This is a genomic window from Campylobacter pinnipediorum subsp. caledonicus (assembly GCF_002022005.1).
Lineage (GTDB): Bacteria > Campylobacterota > Campylobacteria > Campylobacterales > Campylobacteraceae > Campylobacter_A > Campylobacter_A caledonicus.
In genome coordinates this window covers 422503-442070 of record NZ_CP017258.1, presented here as the reverse complement: position 1 = coordinate 442070, position 19568 = coordinate 422503, and the positions used below count along the sequence as shown (strand labels likewise).

Genomic DNA, 19568 nt, shown 5'->3' with positions numbered 1-19568 from the left:
ATCTAAAATTTGCTAAAATCGGATTAAAACTCAAGGCATAATGATGAATAAATTTAACAAAGCATATGTGATAACAGGAACTATCGGCAGTGGAAAATCAAGCTTTTGTAATATACTAAAAGAACTTGGGTATGATGTTATAGATGCTGATAAGATAGGGCATTTGATCTTAGATGAAAGCATAAAAGATATATCAGAGATATTTTCAAAAGAGTTTATCAAAGATGATAAGGTTGATAGAACAAAGCTTGGCGAACTTGTTTTTAATAGCAAAAACGAGCTTGAAAAGTTAGAAAATTTCATACATCCAAAGATAATGGATAGAGTCTATCTTGAGTGTGAAAAAAATGAGTTAAAAAATAAGCCATATTTTGTTGAAATTTCTGTATTTTTTGAAAAATGTGGCGATAAGAGATTTAAAAATGTAGTTGTGGTTTATGCCCCTGATGAGATTTTATTTGATCGTATATCAAAAAGAAACAACCTAACAAAAGAGCAAATACAAGCTAGGCTTGATAAACAAATTGATATGAAAACTAAAAGAAAAATGGCTGATTATGTGATAGATAATAGCAAGGATTTTGATAATCTAAAAGAACAAGCCAAGATGTTTTTAAATCAGATAAACAAGGATATGCAGTGATAGTATCAAAATACAATGCAAGTGGAAATGATTTTGTTATATTTCATACATTTTTAACCAAAGATAGAAGCGAACTAGCTAGAAAAATTTGCGATAGACAAAACGGAGTTGGTGCTGATGGGCTTATTGTATTAAAACCTGGCATTGATAAAGATCATATTGAATGGGAGTTTTACAATAGCGATGGAAGTATCGCAAATATGTGCGGTAACGGCTCAAGAGCTGCTGCAAGATATGCCTTTGATAATGGTTTGGCGTATCGAAGTTTTTTTATAAAAACAGGTAGTGGAGATATTGGTGTAAATGTCTCTTTAGATGTTGAGGTCGAGCTTACAAGCCTTAAGATACTTAGTGATAATATTATAGATGAGTTTGACTTTAAATGGTATTTTTATGACACCGGTGTGCCTCATTTGGTATGTTATGTAGATGATTTGGATAAGTTTGATATTGAAATTTGCAAACAACTAAGACACAAATATAATGCAAATGTAAATTATGCAAAGATTTTTAATGATGAGCTTTTTGTGAGAACTTACGAGCGTGGTGTTGAGGGTGAAACACTTGCTTGTGGCACAGGAATGGCTGCTTGTTTTTATGGAGGGATTTTAAATTTAAACCTTTCTAAAAAGATAAATGTATATCCAAAAAGTGGCGAAAAACTCGGGCTTGAGTTTAAAAATAACAAGATACTTTTTAGGGGTTTTGTAAAACATTGCTTTGATGTAAATTTTGATATTTGATTTAAATTTACATCAAAAACTCAGCTAACATCATCATTTTTGCTTAAACTTAGCCTTATGCTATCTTGAAAAGCTGTTAGTGAGTGTTTTGTATTTGCATTTAAAGCTATCATTTTAAGTTTATTTAGCTCAAATTTGTCACTCCCTGTTTTGCGATTTAAAACTTGTATGCTTATAGGGGCTTGATTTTTTGTATCGTAAGCCATTTTGCATACAAGTTCTTGCATTAGATTAAAAATACTAAACAAACTTTACTTTAAAAATTACTTTTTAGATTAAAGTATTTTACTTATTTAAAACCTTAAAAACTCGGCTAACATCATCATTTTTACTTAAACTTAGCCTTATTATGCTATCTTGCAAAGCTGTTAGTGAGTGTTTCATATTTGCATTTAAAGCTATCATTTCAAGCTCTGATAATTCAAATTTTTCACTCTCTACGCCTAGCGTTATTTTACCTTTTAAAACCTGTATACTTATAGGGGCCGGTGCTTGATGTTCTTTCATTATAGAGCCATTTTGCATACAAATTCTTATCTCTTTTGTGTCTTTTGTTTCAAGCATTTTTACTACATCTATGTCACTAAAATTTTTAACATTCCAACTTAATTTTTCCATTTTTTCTCCTTTTTTATAATAATATAATAAAAAAGGAGAAAAATCATTGATAAAAATTAAGTTTTTTGATAATGTTTTGCATAAATAATAAAAATTAAAAATTATATTTTAGATTTAAGTTTAATTTTACTATAAATTTACGTAAAAGTTATAAAATCAACAAAAATAAAATATTTTTTAAAGGAGAAGATATGGATTTTTCAAGACGAAATTTTTTAAAATCCACCGCAACAGCTGGTGCTGCTGCAGCCTGTATTACACCTGGCTCATTGGCTAGTGTTGGAGCTGGTGCTTTAAAGGGTAGCGAGAGTTTTACCAGAAGCTTTTGCGAAATGTGTTCTACTCGTTGTCCTATAGAGGGTCGTGTTGTTGATGGTAAAAATGTTTTTATACAAGGAAATAGCAAAGCAAGCGGAACAAAAACTTCTATTTGTGCAAGAGGAGGCTCAGGACATAATCAGCTTTATGATCCAGAGCGTATAGTTAAGCCTCTTATTCGTGCCGGAGAGCGTGGAGAAGGAAAATGGAGAGAGGCTAGCTGGGAAGAGGCTCTTGATTTGGTTGCTACAAAAATGAATGAGATAAAACAAAAATATGGTCCTGAAAGTTTTGTTTTTACCTGTAAAAGTTCAGATACTCATAAGCTTATGACAAATTTCGCACACTCTTATGGTTCGCCAAATGTATTTTCTCACCTTTCTTGCTGTCCTATAACATATCAAATGGTATGCTCTCATATGTATGGAGATGCAAAACTAAAAAGAGACTATGGGAATGCAAAATATATCGTAAATTTCGGACATAATTTATTTGAGGGTATCGTTATATCTGATGCAAAAAAACTTGCAAAATTTGCCGATAAAAAAGATACAAAACTTTTAGTTTTAGAGCCTAGATTTAGTGTGGTTGCATCTAAGGCTGATGAGTGGCTACCTGTAAAACCAGGAACTGATATAGCCTTTGTTATGTCATTGATACATACTTGGATCAAAAGAGATACTTATGATAAAAAATTCATACAAGATTTTACAATAGGTTTTGATAAAGTTGTTGAAGCTACAAAAGACACAACTCCGCAGTGGCAAGAAAAAATAACAGGCATACCAGCCGAAACTGTTGAGCGTATAGCTACTGAAATTTGGAAAGCTGCACCTAGAGTTATTATAGATTTTGGTCACAAAACCACGACAACTAGAGCTGAATATATGAGGACTAGAGCTATTATGGTTGCAAATGCTATGATGGGTAACTGGGAGGTTAAAGGTGGTCTTTTTAGTGGTAAAAAAGCAAAAACCTTTAATAAACTTACAGGAACAAGTGATTTTCCAGAGATAACAAACCCAGATAAAAATTTCAAAGCACCAAAAGTTAAGCGTATAGACTTTGCCGGAGAAGATGGAAAGCATAAATTTATAGGCAAAAATCACGGTGTTTTGATGGATATCGCAGATAGTATCTTAAGCGAAAAGCCATATCCAGTAAAAGGTTGGTTTAATATAAGATTTAACCATCTTATAAATGTCGCGGGGACAGATAAGAGCATAGAAGCGCTTAAAAAATTGGATTTTATAGTAGTTAGTGATATTTATCTAAACGATATGGCGACTTTTGCTGATGTTATCTTGCCTGAAAGCACATATCTTGAAAGAGATGAGGGCATACAAGACAAATCAAGTCAAAAACCAGCTTATATGATAAGAAATAAGATAGTAGAGCCTATCGGAGACACAAAAGATGGGGCTAGTATATTTAGAGAGTTAGCTAGAAAAATGAAAATAGACCAAAACTATACTTGGGATACTATAAGAGATTGGCGTATGCAACAAGTTAAAGGAAATGTAGATCTTCTCGCAACTCTTGAAAAAGATGGATATATCACTTGGAAAGTGCCTGGTATCTTATATAGAGAAAAAGATTCGGTTGATAAGTTTGTAAAAACATTCCCGTATGCTAGTAAATTTGTAGGCGCAAATGGTCTTATGGATGAGATGGCAAAATTAAAAACAAAAAGTGGAAAGATAGAGTTGTTTAGCGAAGATGTAGAAAAACAATTTCCTGGTTATGGTTGCTTAAACACAAATGATATAGATGTATTCGAAGGACATGAACTTTGTCTAACAAATGGTAAAACCCCTATTCATACAAACGGTCATACTCAAAATATTCCATTTTTAAATGATATGATGAAAAGCGCACCTATCTGGATAAACCCAAGAACAGCCGCAAAAAAAGGTCTAAAAGATGGTGATGATGTATTTTTACAAAACAAACACGGCAAAGAAAAAGGAAAAGTATTTATAACAGAGGGTATTAGAGAAGATACTTTGTTTGTATATCACGGATTTGGGCATATTACTCCAGGGATGACTAGAACTAATGGTATTGGAACAAATGATAGCAAGTTGCTTAATCCTGCCGAGGGTTTGGTTGCAGGAACTATGGTTACAAATGTCGGTGTTGATATAGTAAAAGCTTAGGGGATGATGATATGAAAAAATATTTAATGTTACACGATGAAAATTTATGCATAGGTTGTCAAGCTTGTTCGGTTGCTTGCAGAAGTGAAAACTCAGTTCCTAGAGGATTATATCGCTTGCAAGTTCATACCAAGATGATTGGAACTTTTCCGAATTTAAAGATGGATTTTTTACGCCATAGCTGTGTTATGTGTGAAGATGCACCTTGTGTTGATGTTTGTCCTACCGGCGCTAGTTTTAAGACAGAAGATGGCGTAACATTACTAAATCACAAAATTTGTGTTTCTTGTAAATACTGTATTCTAGCCTGTCCTTATGATGCTAGATTTGTCTTGCCTGATGGAGAGATAGGAAAATGCACATTTTGTTATGAGAGTAGACTAGGAAGAGGCGAGCAGCCAGCTTGTGTTAGTGTATGCCCTACTGATGCTCTTGTATTTGGAGATGCAAACGATGAAAACTCAGAAATTTCTAAAAAACTAAAAGAGAAAAAAGTTTATTATCCAAAAGAGCATTTAAGCACACGACCAAGACTTGCTATGGTTGCAAACACTAAAGGAGAAAGCCATGAATAATATGTGGGGAAGTATGTTGCAGTATAATGAAATTTATTGGCCGTGGCCTATCGCCATTTATCTATTTTTGGCTGGTCTTAGTGCTGGTGCTATGATGGTAGCTATCATTCAAAGATGGCGTGATAAAAATGATGCATGTTTTAAATCAGCCTCTTTGCTCGCACCGCTTAGCATAAGCATAGGTCTTGCACTTTTGGTTTTTGACCTTGGTAAGCCTTTTGATTTTTATTGGATTTTATTAAAATACAACTTTAAATCTGTTATGTCTATCGGTGTTGCTTTACTTTTATTTTATACACCTTTGGCTTTTGTGTATGCTATCTATGCATTTAGAGATGTTAAGTTTTTAGCGCCTTTAAAAAGCATTATAAACACTATCGCCAAAACAAGACTTCTAAATTTACTTGAACTATTCCTTTTTATTTTAGCTATTGGTGTTGGTGTTTATACCGGATTTTTACTAAGTGCCGTTAGCAAGATAGTTCTTTGGAGTAATTATATACTTCCTATACTATTTTTGGTTTCAGGCTTTAGTTCTGGTATTGCAGCAAGTATATTTTTTGGAATTTTATCATTTAAAAACGATATAGACAAATCATCTATCGCCACACTTTTAAAGCTTGATTTATTTGCCATATTTTTTGAAATAGCCTTGATAGTGGTATTGTTTATATTTGTATTTTCTACCAGCGAAAATGCAGCATTATTTGCAAAAAATGCTTTAACAACAGGAGGCATATCTGCAATCTTTTGGATAGGTGTTGTAGGGCTTGGATTATTAATGCCTATTTTAATAGACTTAACAGCATTAAAAGGGCATACTTATAAACAAGGTGTTATAGTTTTTAACACTTTTTTAGTTTTAGTTGGTGTCGTTTTACTTAGATGCTATATAGTTTATGCCGGACAAATTTTTACAGGAATTTAATGAGAATTTTACTGTTAGAAGATGATATAGAACTTAGCGAGAGTGTAAGTGAATACTTATGCTCTCTTGGATATGAGGTTGATTCGGTTGCTGATGGAGCTTTAGCTTGTGATAAGATAGCAAATGGCTTTTACCATCTTTTTATACTTGATATCAAAGTTCCAAATATAAATGGCTTTGAAGTTATGAAATATATAAAAAACCTAGATATCCAAACCCCTATTATGATTATGACCTCTCTTGTTGATATAAACGATATGGCTATTTGCTATGAGTTAGGCTGTAACGAGTATCTTAAAAAACCATTTGAGTTAGCAGAGCTCAAGCTTAGAGTCGCAGAGCTTTTAAGAAAATATTACAATGTTGATGATAGAAATATTGTCTATCTAAACGAGGATTTTAGTTTTAATATACATAAAAGAACTCTATCTGACAAGAATAACAACGCAATAGATTTAAGTGCAAAAGAGTTACAACTTGTAGAGTATCTTATATCACACTTAAATGTTTATGTTAGCATTGCGGACTTGATAGAAAATGTATGGGAAAATAAAAACATAGAAGAAGCAGATATCCGTATGCATATATTAAAGATAAGAAATAAAACATCTAGTAGTTTTATATCATCAAAAAGGCGTATAGGATATAAAATAGATGCTAAAAAAGCTTAAGATACCAATACTTGCATCTTTACTAATAATGCTTTTGTTTGTCTTTAAGGGTTTTAATACCTTAAGTATAATCAACCAAGATGAAATTTTAAAAAATATCTTTTCAATTATGCGTTTTGAAGAAAAGGTAACTTACAATTTTATCTCAGATAAGACATTACCAAATTCAGTTATATACAACTATGCTATTTATGATACAAGCTTAAAGCCGGTATTTTCAAACCTATCAAAACAACCAAGTGATTTTAAATTTGTTACAATGCAAGAAGATGGTTATCTTTTTTATAAGAATTTCTTTTTTAAAAACAAGGTTCCTTATTTTATAGTCATATCTCAAGAAATTTCAAACAAGCACAATCTATTTATATTTCTTATAATGCTAGTTTTTACTCTTGTCTTGGTTGTTTTTATATTTTATACATTTTATATAGCAAGTGTTAGACCATACAAACAAGCACAAAAATATATGAATAATTTTTTTAATGATGCTATGCACGAGCTAAAAACACCGCTTAGTGTAGCTAGTATAAACTTAGAAATGATAGGAATTACAAACAAACACACAAAACGTATACAAAATGCTTTAAAGCAAATGCAGATAGCTTACGAAGATGTTGAGTATTATATAAAAAAAGGGCATATTAAATTTCCAGTAGAGAGTATAAATTTTAGTGAGTATTTGGAGCGTAGGGTTTTGTTTTTGCTCTCCATTGCTGACACTAAGGATATTATGATTGATAAAAATATAGATAGTGATATATCTGTCTTGATGAGTAAATTAGCCTTGCAAAGAATTATAGATAACAATATCATAAATGCTATAAAATACAGTCCAAAAAACTCAAAAGTAGTAGTTAGTTTGATAAAAGAAAATGGTTTGGCGGTTTTTAAGATACAAGATTTTGGATATGGTATAAAAGATACAAATCGTGTATTTAAAAGATATGAAAGAGAGGATTTGGTTCAGGGTGGTTTCGGGCTTGGGCTAAATATAGTAAGAGAAATTTGCTTAAAATATGATATAAAATACAATGTAGTTTCAAAGCCAAATGAAGGTAGTATTTTTACTTATACATTTAAAATCTAATACAGTCAAAACTCAAAGCAAAAACTCAAAATAAAATACAAGATTTCGGATAAGGTATAAAAGATATAAATATACTTTTCTAGTATAGACTGGTTTAAAAGTTACAGACAATATTTGGGATTTTAAGATCGGGTATTAGTCGGATTTATGGATATTTTAAAGGCTAAAGTTAGGAAAATCCTAACTTTATTTGAATTATTTTAATAACTTAGCCTCATCTACAAACTTAGGCACACTTCTTACACCTGTAGCGAAGTATTTTTGTCTAAGTTTATCGATACTTTCAACCTCTTTATCGCTGACCAAGCCATCTTTAACTTCGTATTTTTCATCAAAGTATTTTCTTAGTATCTTGACCTTATCACTATCTGATTTTGCTTTTGCTATATCTTTGTATATAAGATGTGCTTTTTGAAGAGAGCTTTTATCATGCACTGGTGTTATGATGATCTTTAGGTTTGTATCTTTTAGTGTTTTTTCTATCTCTTTTAATTCAGCTCTACAATAAGGGCATTCAGGATCACTAAACATAACTTTTGTAGGATTTTTCTTATCTTTTCCTAGTGATATTATGTATTTTTTATCCTCTTCTTTATAGACTTTTGAAAGATTTTTTTCTAGCATTTGTTCACCAAAAGATGCCTTATAACTCATACCTTTTTTGACATCTATCACATCAGGAAACACATAATCCCCTTTTGTAAAAATCACATCGCTTTGAGTAACCTTACCATCGCTTATATTTACAATAACACTTTCTACACCCGATGAACTATCTAGTGCTTTTCTTTCTTGCACAGTAGCTTTAAGGTTTTCTGGTAAAACATTACCATAAAACTCAATTATTTGTGTGTCATTAGCACCAAATGCAAAACTAGCCGCGACCAAGCTTGTCATCAAAACTTTTTTCATTTTTTTCCTTTTTAAAAATTTTAAATTTATTATATTTTATTCTTTTAAATGTCTTTTAAATCTCTTATAAAATTTATTCTAACATATAGCAAAAACATAGTTTTGATGGCTATGTTTAGGGAGTGGGTATCACCACTTAATGTTTGACATACCAAGAGGTATGCCTGTTATTACTTCAGGTGTGTATTCTGTGATAAAAACAGGAGTTGCCGAACCTCTATCTTGAGCTACTATTTTATTTGTTTTTTGTATGTATTTAAACTGCGTACTCATTATATTTTGAATGCTTTTGTATTGTATTATCTTTTGACATAAAGGATCATGCTTAGTCGCTTCGTTTTGTGTTATCTCTAGATATGGAGGTGTGCTATTTATCTTATCTTCTGATATAAGTCGTATTTTTATGCACTCTTTGCCATTAGTCATAAGATAGTAGTAGCCATTATATTCATTTTTCCTTATAGCACGGACATTTGTCATATCTTCTAGGTTATCAGATAAACTTACTCGGGATGTATAGTGCATACCTATATCACTTACAAAGGTGCTTAGGTTTTTGGCTGCATTTACTATCTCGGCTTCATTTCTAGTTGCTATTAGTTTAGGAATTGCAATAGCTACTAGTATACCTAGTATGACTATAACAAATATGAGCTCTATCATAGTAAAAGCTTTTTTCATAAATCCCTTAGCTTAGTAAAATTATGTTTATATAAGCTTTTATCTTAGCATAATTTATATAAACAATGATATAAATTTTGATATTCAAAAGTTTAAATAAGATTTAATTGATTGATTCTCATTAAGATATATAAAAAAAATATTAAGCACAACACATTGAGTGAGTTTTATAACCTAGTTAAAAACTAGGTTAAATTTTATTAGTAATTTATTCCTGTTCCACCAAGTTGTATCTCTTTGCCTTTATCGTCGGTGCCTAGAAGGTCAGATATACTTCTCATCTTATAAAGTTTAGAACATATAGCCTTGTCTTTGTCATCTCCTTTTGATATAGTCAATGTTGCTCCTGTTGCTCCTGTTGCTCCTGTTGCATCTGTTGCTTTTTTACCTTCCACTTTTATGCATTTTTTTCCTGCTGAAATTAACTCAGCGGTTAAATCAGGGTTTTCATCTACTTGAACATTTGTCATATCTTTTATTTTACTGGCTAAATCACCTTGTGATGTATAGTAAGATGTGATATCACTTACAAGTGTAGTTAGGTTTGTAGCTGCTTTTGCTACCTCAGCATCATCTCTTGTAGCTGTTAGCCTTGGTACAGCAACAGCTGCTAGAATTCCTAATATAACGATCACGAAGATCAACTCGATCATAGTAAAACCTTTTTTCATGGTTTCTCCTTTTGTAAAAATATATAATACCCTATATACATTTATATAAAGCATTTGGCGAATTATACTAATGAATTATTAAAATATTATTAATTTTAAATATTATATTACATATCTTTGGTTACCTAAATGCCTTTAATATGATAGACAAACCACAAAAAATATTTTATAAAATAGTGCTAAAGCCAAAATACATATTTATACTTTTGATATCAATAAAATAGAAAATATGACATAGCTATAGGAGACCTTATAAATGCTGTATTTACAAAAAACCCAAATAAGCAAAGCAGTTTAATATTTTATAATTTTAAAAATTTGGTAGAGTTTTAGTCTATCTATATGTATACACAAGGTTCCATTATCACTTAAATTTATGTATAAAGTAAAGTCTCCTTTTGTTTCGTTGTATCCAAAATGTTTTAAATCTTGTGATTTCATTGTCTAACAAATTTATTATAAACAAAACTCCTAGCCATTGCTCTTAATATAATCAAGCTTATGTCCTATTTAATGCATCTATTGGATTTAGTTTTGAGGCATTTTTAGCTGGCATATAACCAAAAATAACACCGATAGCTGTAGATGTAAAAAGTGCTATCACGATAGACTCATTTGAAAATATCATCTTATAGCCAAGCAAATCATCAGCCACATATCCTACAAAATAAGAAAAGCCTATACCTATACTTCCTCCCACTATACACAAAATCACAGCTTCTATCAAAAACTGTTGAAGTATATCTCTTGCATAAGCCCCTATTGCCATTTTTATACCTATCTCTTTTGTCCTTTCAGTAACCGAAACTAGCATAATATTCATAACACCTATACCACCAACAATAAGGCTTATAAGCGCTATGCCTGAGATTAGGATTTGCATTGTTTGTATAGTCTCTTCTACGGCTTTTTTTATAGTATCGCTATTTCTTGTAAAAAAGTTTTTTTTGCCGTGTTTTGCGCTAAGCAATGCTATGATATTTTTTTCCGCTATTTGGGCATTTACATCATCTTTTACGCGAACGGTTATTGAGTTTATATATCTACTTCCTGTTAAGCGATTTATAACACTTGTATAAGGGGCATAAATTCGCAAAATGCTATTATCCCTATAACCATCATCTTCGTCTAAAATACCTATAACGACAAAAGGTTGTCTGTTAAAAAGCACCTTTTGCCCTATCGGATCTTTGCCTTTAAAAAGCTCTTTTACGCTGTTTTGATCTATGACTATAACTGGAGCTGATTCTTTTACCTCTTCTGGTGTAAAAACTCTTCCTCTTTTTAGTTTTAGACCATTTACTTCAAGTCCTTGATCTCCACCACCGCTCAAACTAGCAGTAAGCGAAACCGAGCCATAGGTTATAACTCCGCTTGTGTATGTGTTTGGGGTAACGGCATCTAAAAAAGCTTGTTGCTTTAGCACCTCAACATCGCTTATAGTTAGACTTCTAACTCGGTTTGAACGCAGATCTCCAAAGCCCTTACCCGGATATATGTCTATCGTATTAGTGCCTATTTTACGAATTCCAGCCAGTATCTCCTCCTGAGAGCCTTTTCCAAGTGCTACCACACTTATGACAGCTGTTATACCTATGATGATACCAAGCATAGTTAAAATACTTCGCATTTTGTTTGTAAGCATTGCTGATATAGACATCTTAAAACTCTCAATAATCCTATCTTTGAAGGCTAAAAAAGATGGTTTTGATTTTATATCTTGTTTTTTATACTCAGATATTTTTTCATCTTTTGTGGTATCTGATATAATAAGCCCGTCTTTTATCTCAATAACACGACTTGCATATTGTGCTATTTTGGGGTCGTGGGTTACTATTATTATCGTATGACCCTGTTCATGTAGCTTAGTAAGTATATCCATAACTACCAGTCCGCTTTTGCTATCTAAAGCCCCTGTTGGCTCATCTGCTAGTATGATCTCACCACCATTTTGCAAAGCCCTTGCTATACTCACACGCTGTTGCTGTCCGCCTGATAGCTTATTTATAGCATTTTGAGATTTTTCACTAAGTCCTAGTGTTTGTAAATTTTTTAGCGCTCTTTCTTCTCTACTTTGCTTACTCTCTCCTGCATATATGCTAGGAAGTGCTACATTTTCAAGTACATTTAAACTTCCAAGAAGATTATACTGCTGAAAGATAAAGCCAAACTTCTTTCTTCTTAATCGTGCTAATTCATCTTTACTAAAACTAGAAATATCAGCATTATCAAGCTTGTAAACACCGCTTGTAGGGCTATCAAGACAGCCTAGTATATTCATAAGTGTTGATTTACCGCTACCTGATTGACCTATGATAGCCACCATCTCACCTTGTTTTATCTCAACACTTACACCTTTTAAGGCTTCAAACTCATTATCGCCTATTTTAAAGCTTTTGTGTATATTTTCTAGTTTTATCAAGTGATTACCTTTTTATATCTTGAACCATAGAGTTTATTTCAGACTCTGAGCCTGAGCTTGTTATAACATTATCGCCTACATCTATACCACTTATTATCTGAGTGCTTAGGTTGTTACTTATACCTACTTTAACCTCTCTCTCCTCTACTACATCGCCCTGCTTTAAAATGCTTATGAATTTCTTATCTCCTTTTTGCTTTATCGCAAGAGCTGGAACTATCACAGCATCTTTTACTTGTGCTACATCTATACTATTTTGAGTACTCATACCTATCCTAAGAAGTCCTGATGGGTTATCAACTATGCTTTGAGCATAGTAATAAACGGCATTTTCCAAGCTTGATCCATTTGTTGAGTATCTACCGTTGCTAAGTGTGGTAAGGGCTGGATCTATAGAGCTTATTTTTGCGCTAAAAGTTTTATTTGGCTCACTTAGTATGGTATAGCTTACATTTGCACCAACTTTTATTTTTGTTATATCGCCCTCTGCTATTTGAATTTTCATTTTTACGCGACTTAAATCAGCTATGTTTACGATAGTTGGGGCCGATTGGACACTATTTAATGTCTGCCCTTCCTCTACCGCGACAAAAATTATAGTTCCATCTTTTGGTGCTATTATCTTTGTGTAGCCTAGGTCTATCCGGGCTGTGTTTAGGGCTATTTTGGCTTGTCTTATCTGAGCTTCAAGCTCAGCTACTTTTGCATTTATAGAGGCGTAGGCTGATTGTATGTCTTCTAGGTTTTGCTTGCTACTAGCACCCTTTTCAAAGAGTGATTTTATACGATTTAGCTTATATCCTATCGTTTGTTTTTCTACCTTTGCGCTATTTAGCTGGGCTTCATATATAAAAAGCTGAGCTTTTCTATTATCCACCATATTTTGCTGTGTAGAGCTATCTATCTCGGCTATCAAATCACCCTGCTTTACATTGTCGCCAAGCTTTACATATAGCTTTTTTATCTGTCCACCAACTTGCGCGCCAACATCAATTAACTCTGTTGCAAATATCTCTCCACTAGCTTCAACTCTTTTTGTAAGTGTTCCTAGCTCTGCTTTTTGTGTGATATAAACTATCTTTTCATCTTTTTGAAAGTAGTTTTTATATACCCAAAAGCCAATGCCTGATAATAATATACAAATTATCATGATTTTAAATAATTTTTTCATTTTTTCCTCTTTTGCTAGCTTTTATATGAATTTTAGTAGCAAAAATTAAATATTTTTTAAAATCGCCAAATAAAGATAATTCAAATGCAAATAAAATTTTTAAATTATATATATTTAACCGTATATTTGATAAAATTTTAAAAATAAAAAATAAGGCAATGATAATGAAAATTTTAATAACAGGAACAGCAGGCTTTATAGGATTTCATCTGGCTAATTTCTTATCTTTAAGAGGCGATGAAGTATTTGGGATTGATAACATAAATGACTATTATGATGTAAACTTAAAACTCGCAAGGCTAAAAAATGCTGGTTTTGATACAGATGGGATAAAAGAAAACAAGCTAATAATATCAAAAACAAAACAAAATTTGAAATTTATAAAAGCTGATTTATGCGATCTTGATACACTAAAAATATTGTTTGAAAAAGAAAAATTTGATTGTGTTGTAAACCTAGCAGCACAGGCTGGAGTTAGGTATTCGCTTATAAATCCAAAGGCATATATAGATAGCAATATAACTGGATTTGTAAATATTTTAGAGTGTTGCAGACACAATGAAGTTAAGAACTTGGTATATGCAAGCTCTAGTTCTGTATATGGACTAAATACAAATATGCCTTTTTCTACTCACGAAGCTGTAAATCATCCTATAAGCTTATACGCTGCAAGTAAAAAAAGCAATGAAATGATGGCGCATACTTATAGCCATTTGTTTGGATTACCTACGACTGGACTTAGGTTTTTTACTGTTTATGGTCCTTGGGGAAGACCTGATATGGCTCTTTTTATGTTTGTAAAATCAGCCATTGAAGGAAAGGCTATAGATGTCTTTAATCACGGAAAAATGAAAAGGGATTTTACATACATAGATGATATAGTAAAAGGTATAGTAAAATGTGTAGACAATCCAGCAAAACCAAATCCATCTTGGGATAGCAACAATCCAGACCCAGCAACATCAAGTGCGCCATTTAAAATATACAATATAGGCAATAATAATCCGGTAGAACTTATGGAGTATATAAAAGCTATAGAAATAAGATTAAATAAAGGGATTAAGAAAAATTTTCTACCTTTACAAGCTGGAGATGTTCCTGCTACATTTGCTGATGTTAAAGATTTGGTTGATGATTTTGAATATAAGCCAGATACCAGCATAAACGATGGAGTTAGAAATTTTATAGATTGGTATTGTGAGTTTTATGGCATAAAAATATAATTTATGCCATTTATTATTTTAGTTCGCTATCGCATGTGAAAGTTTATTTTGAACTTCGCTTATCTTTGATACTATTTTGCAGTCTTGAGCATTATATCTTTTTGCTATTTGTTTAATATCTTCATAGGCTAAGATTGTCTTATCTTGGTTTTTGTATATCAAAAACTTAAGAGGTAGTTCTATGGCTATCTCGTTTGAACATTGCATTAATAGCGTTCCAACCTTTGGCGATCCAAAAATCACAACAGTTGTATCACCCATATCAAGGCCAACATCTTTTGCTAGTTTTGAATGCTCTATAATATCAAAAACTTTTAATTGTTTACTTTTTAAAATTTCAACAGCTTTTTTTTGTAGCCTCATCAACACTTAAATTTGTTTGTAATTTCATTAAATTTGAGTTAGAAAAAGACAAACAAGCAAACAATGCCAGTATAAATATTTTTTTCATAAAAACACCTTTTTAAAATAATCTAAATTTTATCAATATAATATAAATTAGGAAAAATATTTAATTATTAAAATTTCTCAGCGAACAAAACAGCTTCAAGAGGATTGTCAAATATTTTATCATTTGTTTGTGATAAAATTTCATAAGTACCATAACCACAAGTAAGACTTAAAGGTATCACGCCTGCATTAATGGCAGCACCCGTATCAAGAGGAGTATCGCCTACCATAAATGATATTTTTTTATACTCAGGGCTATTTTTATTAAGTTTTGTAAGTGCTAATTCAACAGGCTCTGCATTTGGCTTAGGATTTATAACATCATTTCTACCAACAAATACAGAAAAGTATTTTCCTATTTCAAGATTATTTAAGAGAGGTGATAAAAATTTAGAACTTTTTGTCGTAACTACACCCAAATCAGCAAATTCATATGCTTTCATAACAGCTTGTTTCGCATAAGGCAAAAGTGTTGTCTTTGGTAGATAGACATTTTTATAATGGTCTCTATAAACATTAAAATAATTTTGCACCATATCCTGTTTAACGCCAAGGCCTAAAAATATGTCTTCTAGAGTATATCCTATAAGCGACTTTGCTTTTTCTTCATCCAACTTCATCTCGCCATAAAAATCAAAAGCAACTTTAAAACTTTCAAGTATAGCCGGAGTAGAGTCTATCAAAGTCCCATCTAAATCAAATAATATAGTTTTTTTCATGTGATTAAAAAAGGTTGCCAAATAGCAACCTTAAGAATTACTTACTAAAAGTAGCTTCAACGCGTCTATTTTCAGCGCGTCCTTCTTTTGTGTTATTAGGAGCTACTGGGCGTGTCTCACCAAAACCAACTGTTTTGATTTTACTAGCATCTACACCAAAGTATTGAAGTGCTTGTGAAACAGCATTTGCTCTTTTTTCAGATAGTTTTTGGTTATAAGCTTCTGCGCCAACGCTATCAGTATGACCTTTTAATAATACTCTATAAGCTGGATTTTCAGACATAAACTCAGCTACTTTTCTAATCTCTTCTGCATAAGATACACTAACTTTATAGCTGTCAAATGCAAAGTTTACATCCAAATCTCTAAGTATTATAACTTTTTCGCAACCATTTTCATCAACAACAACACCTGCTGGAGTGTTTGGACATCTGTCTAATTCATTTATAACACCATCGTTGTCATCATCCATAGAAACAGGCTCAGGTTCAACTATAGGCATTTGTTCAACCACGATAGGCTCAGGCTTAACCATAGGTGCCGGAGTGTTTTTAGCATCTAAGCCGATTGCAAATCCAAGTGTATAAAACCAGTTGTGATCACCATGATCAAATTTGATAGCATCTTTAGCTTCTGCCTTTAAAGCAAAATTGTCTGTAACTTGAAATCTAAGTCCTAGACCATACTCACCAAAACCGCCTCTTTCATTTGCAATAAATTTTTGAGATATATCTTCATATCCAGCACCAACAAGACCATAAGCACCAACATTATCACTAAAATCAATTAAATTCTTAACAACATCAGCATGATATCTTGTAGCGTGACCTTTTCTTGTCACATTTTCTTTTGTTTTAGAATCCATTATAGTTTCTTTGATATTACGAGTATAATTCATTCCTACTTGAATTTGATCAAAAAACATATCTTCTAAATTTCTAGCCGCTGTAATTCCAATATTAAACTGATCTCTTGTTAAATCTAAATTTCCCTCTGATCTAACTCCGCCAACTGTAGGAGTTACCTCATAATTATAAGCCATGTCAGCTGCAAAAATAGCACTTGCAGAAACTAAAGCTAAAGCGATCTTTTTCATATTAAAGCCTTTCAATAAATTGTAATTTTTGTTTAAGTATAAATTATATCAAAAAATTGTAAATAAATTATTTGGATTAAATTAACAATACAAATCAAACTATATCAATAAGTCTATTATTGCGTTGTTTTACAACCCCAATTATTCTAGAGTCCTCGTAACCGCAATCAATAAGTCTTTGCAGAGCTTTTTTACAATCTTTTTCATCAATAGCTAATATAAGTCCTCCTGATGTTTGGGCATCAAAAAATAAAATATCAACATCTTTGTTTATAAACTTAGAGCAAAAATCTCTATTTTTATAACTCCCAGCTGGAACAAAACCCATATCAGCCATCTCTTTAGCATATTCAATTACAGGAATTTCTTTTTCAAAAATTTCAAACGATATATCATCTCTTCCCATTTCGCTAAGATGTCCTAAAAATCCAAAACCAGTAACATCAGTGCAAGCATTTACTCTTATATCACACATAGCATCCACTGCATAACAATTAAGCTTGGACATGACATCTACAGCCTCTTTTATCTGAGCTTCATTTAGCATATCTGCTTTTATACAAGTGCTTAAAACTCCTGTTCCAAGTGGCTTTGTTAGTATTAAAACATCTCCATTTTTTGCAGTGTTGTTAGCCCAGAATTTCAAAGGATGACTTACCCCAAGGACACTAAGACCATAATACATCTCAGTTGTCTGAACACTATGCCCACCAACAATCACACCACCGCACTCTTTTACCTTATCAAGTCCGCCTTGCATTATTTCATCAAGCACACCTGTATCAAAGTTGCAACTATCAAAGCCAACTATATTAAGAGCATTTGTAACCCTAGCTCCCATAGCAAAAATATCACTTAGTGAATTTGCTGCTGCTATCTGACCATACAAAAACGGATCATCTACAACAGGCGTTATAAAATCCAAAGTTTGTACAAGAGCAAGTTCATCATTTATCAAAAAGACACTTGCATCTTCGTTGTTTTTAATACCTGTTAACAATTTTTCATTTCCAAGACTTAGCTTATCTATGCTTTTGTTTAGACCCGACGGGTCAAGCTTGGCAGCTCAGCCCGCAGAACGAACAAATTTTGTTAGTTTTTTGTTATCATATATCATAATTTAATCATCTCGTAATTACTTAGCAAATCAGCTATCTCATAAGCATTACTAATCTTACCGACTCCAAGCTTATCAACCAAACCATAAGCCTCCAAGCAACTTCCGCAACTAAGCACTTCAACACCTATACTTTGAAATTTCTTCAAAACTTCAAACGAAGCTGATGCTCTATTTGTAGTCATTTTAACGGCATTGTTTACACATAAAACAGCATAAGGTTTATTATCTACTTGCAAAAAAGCACCAAGTAGTTTCGATAAAAGCACCTCTCCAACAACTCCACTTCCAGCCCTATCTTCATTTAGATATATTACTTTTTTATTTTTTAAAGATAAATTACAATCATAATCAGATATATTTATATCTGTAATTTTTGCTTTTTTATTTAAAACTATCTTTTTCTCATCACCGTTTAAGTTTTCCACAACAAATTCTTGTTGTTGAGAGTTTAAAAAACGAGAGATGTTTTCAAACGGTGCTTTTTCATTTACTAAAATTTCAAGCTTATCGCCATCTTTTATCTGCTCTAGTTGTTGTTTTGTTCTTATAACAGGTTCAGGACATACAAGCCCTCTACAATCCAATTGCATTTTATCTCCTATTTTATTATAAATTTCATTTCAAAATTATACTTAAGCACATTAAATAAAAAAGCATATTTTGTAAGTTTAAAATTTCTAAAGTGATATAATATCAAAAAAACATAATGAAAAACAAAAATAAAAAAAGAATTTAAATTTCTTAAAATATTATAAATAAAGAGAATAATTAGTTAAAAGATAGAGAGTTTTTCTCTATCTTTTATTTTATTTTTTGTTGTGTTTGTATTATTTGTTTAAACTAGATTCAAGCATCCAAATGCTTTTTTCATATTTAGCTATCTTTTCTTGAGCATAAGCTTGAGTTGTAGTATCACCCTCAGCTAATTCATCTAATTTTTTAAACTCACCTAATAGGTGTTTATAATCAGCTAATACTAATTCTAATACTTCTGTTGGAGCATAGCTATCTTTTGGAGTATGTGTTATATGAGACATCTTTAATAGTTCATCACCTTTTACTATAGCTTTACCGCCTAGCATTATAGCTCTTTCAGCAATATCATCAAACATATCATGCATATCTTCATAAGCTTGTTCTGTATACTCGTGTATGCTATAAAACTGAATTCCTTTTACATTCCAATGCAAATCATGAAGTTTTATATATAAAGCATGAGTATCAGCTTGTATTTGATTTAATTGAGCGATTACTTTTGACATTTTGTCTCCTTTATATCTTTATAAATTATTAAAATTATATCACAAAATATTTAATACATCATAAACTAAATAATAAAAATTATTGATTAATAAAATTAA

At 31.8% G+C, this 19568-nt stretch carries 21 protein-coding genes; 8 read left to right on the top strand and 13 right to left on the bottom strand.

Annotated features, from left to right (window positions below):
* The first annotated feature begins 43 nt into the window (after positions 1–43).
* Complete coding sequence (gene coaE / locus CPIN18021_RS02315) at positions 44–643, top strand: dephospho-CoA kinase (RefSeq protein WP_078424332.1); 600 nt, start codon at positions 44–46, stop codon at positions 641–643.
* Positions 640–1386 (top strand): diaminopimelate epimerase, encoded by a 747-nt coding sequence (dapF, locus tag CPIN18021_RS02310; protein ID WP_078424331.1) that lies wholly within the window; start codon positions 640–642, stop codon positions 1384–1386. The genes coaE and dapF overlap by 4 nt, the downstream gene beginning before the upstream one ends.
* A gap of 20 nt (positions 1387–1406) precedes the next feature.
* Here dapF and CPIN18021_RS08980 read toward each other — a convergent pair whose 3' ends face one another.
* Both CPIN18021_RS08980 and CPIN18021_RS02300 read right to left on the bottom strand, forming a co-directional pair.
* A complete protein-coding gene (locus tag CPIN18021_RS08980; RefSeq protein ID WP_193431649.1) occupies positions 1407–1613 on the bottom strand; it encodes a hypothetical protein in 207 nt (68 codons plus the stop codon).
* A 58-nt stretch (positions 1614–1671) separates the two neighbouring features.
* Complete coding sequence (locus CPIN18021_RS02300; RefSeq protein WP_078424329.1) at positions 1672–2004, bottom strand: cupin domain-containing protein; 333 nt, start codon at positions 2002–2004, stop codon at positions 1672–1674.
* Positions 2005–2195: 191 nt separating this feature from the next.
* On the opposite strand from CPIN18021_RS02300, the gene phsA reads away from it, so the two are divergent.
* Genes phsA through CPIN18021_RS02275 form a run of 5 tightly spaced genes read left to right on the top strand, consistent with a single transcriptional unit; the run spans position 2196 to position 7742 of the window.
* Positions 2196–4481 (top strand): thiosulfate reductase PhsA, encoded by a 2286-nt coding sequence (gene phsA / locus CPIN18021_RS02295; RefSeq protein WP_078424328.1) that lies wholly within the window; start codon positions 2196–2198, stop codon positions 4479–4481.
* 11 nt (positions 4482–4492) lie between these two features.
* Entirely contained in the window at positions 4493–5056 is a 564-nt protein-coding gene (locus CPIN18021_RS02290; RefSeq protein ID WP_078424327.1) for a 4Fe-4S dicluster domain-containing protein, read from the top strand.
* The gene (nrfD, locus tag CPIN18021_RS02285; protein WP_078424326.1) at positions 5049–5984 is read left to right on the top strand and encodes an NrfD/PsrC family molybdoenzyme membrane anchor subunit; all 936 of its coding nucleotides are present in this window, start codon (positions 5049–5051) and stop codon (positions 5982–5984) included. Before CPIN18021_RS02290 ends, nrfD begins: the two co-directional genes overlap by 8 nt.
* Complete coding sequence (locus CPIN18021_RS02280) at positions 5984–6655, top strand: response regulator transcription factor (RefSeq protein WP_069637747.1); 672 nt, start codon at positions 5984–5986, stop codon at positions 6653–6655. The genes nrfD and CPIN18021_RS02280 overlap by 1 nt, the downstream gene beginning before the upstream one ends.
* Positions 6639–7742, top strand: coding sequence for a sensor histidine kinase (locus CPIN18021_RS02275; protein ID WP_078424325.1), 1104 nt, complete (start codon positions 6639–6641; stop codon positions 7740–7742). The genes CPIN18021_RS02280 and CPIN18021_RS02275 overlap by 17 nt, the downstream gene beginning before the upstream one ends.
* 195 nt (positions 7743–7937) lie before the next feature.
* Here the strand turns inward: CPIN18021_RS02275 and CPIN18021_RS02270 are convergent, their stop codons facing one another.
* From CPIN18021_RS02270 to CPIN18021_RS02250, 5 genes are all read right to left on the bottom strand, one after another.
* Positions 7938–8654, bottom strand: coding sequence for a thioredoxin domain-containing protein (locus CPIN18021_RS02270; RefSeq protein ID WP_078424324.1), 717 nt, complete (start codon positions 8652–8654; stop codon positions 7938–7940).
* 129 nt (positions 8655–8783) lie between these two features.
* Positions 8784–9335 (bottom strand): type II secretion system protein, encoded by a 552-nt coding sequence (locus CPIN18021_RS02265; RefSeq protein ID WP_078424323.1) that lies wholly within the window; start codon positions 9333–9335, stop codon positions 8784–8786.
* Between the two features lie 200 nt (positions 9336–9535).
* The gene (locus CPIN18021_RS02260; protein ID WP_078424322.1) at positions 9536–10006 is read right to left on the bottom strand and encodes a type II secretion system protein; all 471 of its coding nucleotides are present in this window, start codon (positions 10004–10006) and stop codon (positions 9536–9538) included.
* 499 nt (positions 10007–10505) lie between these two features.
* Positions 10506–12428, bottom strand: coding sequence for a MacB family efflux pump subunit (locus CPIN18021_RS02255; protein ID WP_078424321.1), 1923 nt, complete (start codon positions 12426–12428; stop codon positions 10506–10508).
* Positions 12429–12432: 4 nt separating this feature from the next.
* Positions 12433–13599: an efflux RND transporter periplasmic adaptor subunit gene (locus tag CPIN18021_RS02250; protein WP_078424320.1), complete on the bottom strand. Its 1167-nt coding sequence runs from the start codon at positions 13597–13599 to the stop codon at positions 12433–12435.
* 164 nt (positions 13600–13763) lie between these two features.
* Between CPIN18021_RS02250 and CPIN18021_RS02245 the strand changes: the two genes are divergently transcribed.
* Positions 13764–14822, top strand: a complete 1059-nt coding sequence (locus CPIN18021_RS02245) for an NAD-dependent epimerase (protein WP_078424319.1) — start codon at positions 13764–13766, stop codon at positions 14820–14822.
* An 18-nt stretch (positions 14823–14840) separates the two neighbouring features.
* On the opposite strand, the gene CPIN18021_RS02240 is transcribed toward CPIN18021_RS02245, so the two are convergent.
* From CPIN18021_RS02240 to CPIN18021_RS02215, 6 genes are all read right to left on the bottom strand, one after another.
* On the bottom strand, positions 14841–15185 hold the full coding sequence (locus tag CPIN18021_RS02240; RefSeq protein ID WP_078424318.1) for a DUF302 domain-containing protein: 345 nt from the start codon (positions 15183–15185) through the stop codon (positions 14841–14843).
* 155 nt (positions 15186–15340) lie between these two features.
* On the bottom strand, positions 15341–15991 hold the full coding sequence (locus CPIN18021_RS02235; protein ID WP_078424024.1) for an HAD family hydrolase: 651 nt from the start codon (positions 15989–15991) through the stop codon (positions 15341–15343).
* Positions 15992–16028: 37 nt separating this feature from the next.
* Entirely contained in the window at positions 16029–17087 is a 1059-nt protein-coding gene (locus tag CPIN18021_RS02230; protein ID WP_078424317.1) for an OmpA family protein, read from the bottom strand.
* Positions 17088–17181: 94 nt separating this feature from the next.
* Complete coding sequence (gene selD, locus CPIN18021_RS02225) at positions 17182–18204, bottom strand: selenide, water dikinase SelD (RefSeq protein WP_418226053.1); 1023 nt, start codon at positions 18202–18204, stop codon at positions 17182–17184.
* Positions 18201–18797: a sulfurtransferase-like selenium metabolism protein YedF gene (gene yedF, locus CPIN18021_RS02220; RefSeq protein ID WP_078422976.1), complete on the bottom strand. Its 597-nt coding sequence runs from the start codon at positions 18795–18797 to the stop codon at positions 18201–18203. The genes selD and yedF overlap by 4 nt, the downstream gene beginning before the upstream one ends.
* 237 nt (positions 18798–19034) lie before the next feature.
* Complete coding sequence (locus tag CPIN18021_RS02215) at positions 19035–19469, bottom strand: Dps family protein (RefSeq protein ID WP_078423749.1); 435 nt, start codon at positions 19467–19469, stop codon at positions 19035–19037.
* Between the last annotated feature and the right edge of the window lie 99 nt (positions 19470–19568).

What these genes read in the sequence shown, in the direction of transcription:
- coaE (WP_078424332.1), top strand. Translation starts at nt 44, where the DNA reads ATGAATAAATTTAACAAAGCATATGTGATAACAGGAACTATCGGCAGT.
- CPIN18021_RS08980 (WP_193431649.1), bottom strand. Translation starts at nt 1,613, where the DNA reads ATGCAAGAACTTGTATGCAAAATGGCTTACGATACAAAAAATCAAGCC.
- CPIN18021_RS02300 (WP_078424329.1), bottom strand. Translation starts at nt 2,004, where the DNA reads ATGGAAAAATTAAGTTGGAATGTTAAAAATTTTAGTGACATAGATGTA.
- phsA (WP_078424328.1), top strand. Translation starts at nt 2,196, where the DNA reads ATGGATTTTTCAAGACGAAATTTTTTAAAATCCACCGCAACAGCTGGT.
- CPIN18021_RS02290 (WP_078424327.1), top strand. Translation starts at nt 4,493, where the DNA reads ATGAAAAAATATTTAATGTTACACGATGAAAATTTATGCATAGGTTGT.
- nrfD (WP_078424326.1), top strand. Translation starts at nt 5,049, where the DNA reads ATGAATAATATGTGGGGAAGTATGTTGCAGTATAATGAAATTTATTGG.
- CPIN18021_RS02280 (WP_069637747.1), top strand. Translation starts at nt 5,984, where the DNA reads ATGAGAATTTTACTGTTAGAAGATGATATAGAACTTAGCGAGAGTGTA.
- CPIN18021_RS02275 (WP_078424325.1), top strand. Translation starts at nt 6,639, where the DNA reads ATGCTAAAAAAGCTTAAGATACCAATACTTGCATCTTTACTAATAATG.
- CPIN18021_RS02270 (WP_078424324.1), bottom strand. Translation starts at nt 8,654, where the DNA reads ATGAAAAAAGTTTTGATGACAAGCTTGGTCGCGGCTAGTTTTGCATTT.
- CPIN18021_RS02265 (WP_078424323.1), bottom strand. Translation starts at nt 9,335, where the DNA reads ATGAAAAAAGCTTTTACTATGATAGAGCTCATATTTGTTATAGTCATA.
- CPIN18021_RS02260 (WP_078424322.1), bottom strand. Translation starts at nt 10,006, where the DNA reads ATGAAAAAAGGTTTTACTATGATCGAGTTGATCTTCGTGATCGTTATA.
- CPIN18021_RS02250 (WP_078424320.1), bottom strand. Translation starts at nt 13,599, where the DNA reads ATGAAAAAATTATTTAAAATCATGATAATTTGTATATTATTATCAGGC.
- CPIN18021_RS02245 (WP_078424319.1), top strand. Translation starts at nt 13,764, where the DNA reads ATGAAAATTTTAATAACAGGAACAGCAGGCTTTATAGGATTTCATCTG.
- CPIN18021_RS02240 (WP_078424318.1), bottom strand. Translation starts at nt 15,185, where the DNA reads ATGAGGCTACAAAAAAAAGCTGTTGAAATTTTAAAAAGTAAACAATTA.
- CPIN18021_RS02235 (WP_078424024.1), bottom strand. Translation starts at nt 15,991, where the DNA reads ATGAAAAAAACTATATTATTTGATTTAGATGGGACTTTGATAGACTCT.
- CPIN18021_RS02230 (WP_078424317.1), bottom strand. Translation starts at nt 17,087, where the DNA reads ATGAAAAAGATCGCTTTAGCTTTAGTTTCTGCAAGTGCTATTTTTGCA.
- yedF (WP_078422976.1), bottom strand. Translation starts at nt 18,797, where the DNA reads ATGCAATTGGATTGTAGAGGGCTTGTATGTCCTGAACCTGTTATAAGA.
- CPIN18021_RS02215 (WP_078423749.1), bottom strand. Translation starts at nt 19,469, where the DNA reads ATGTCAAAAGTAATCGCTCAATTAAATCAAATACAAGCTGATACTCAT.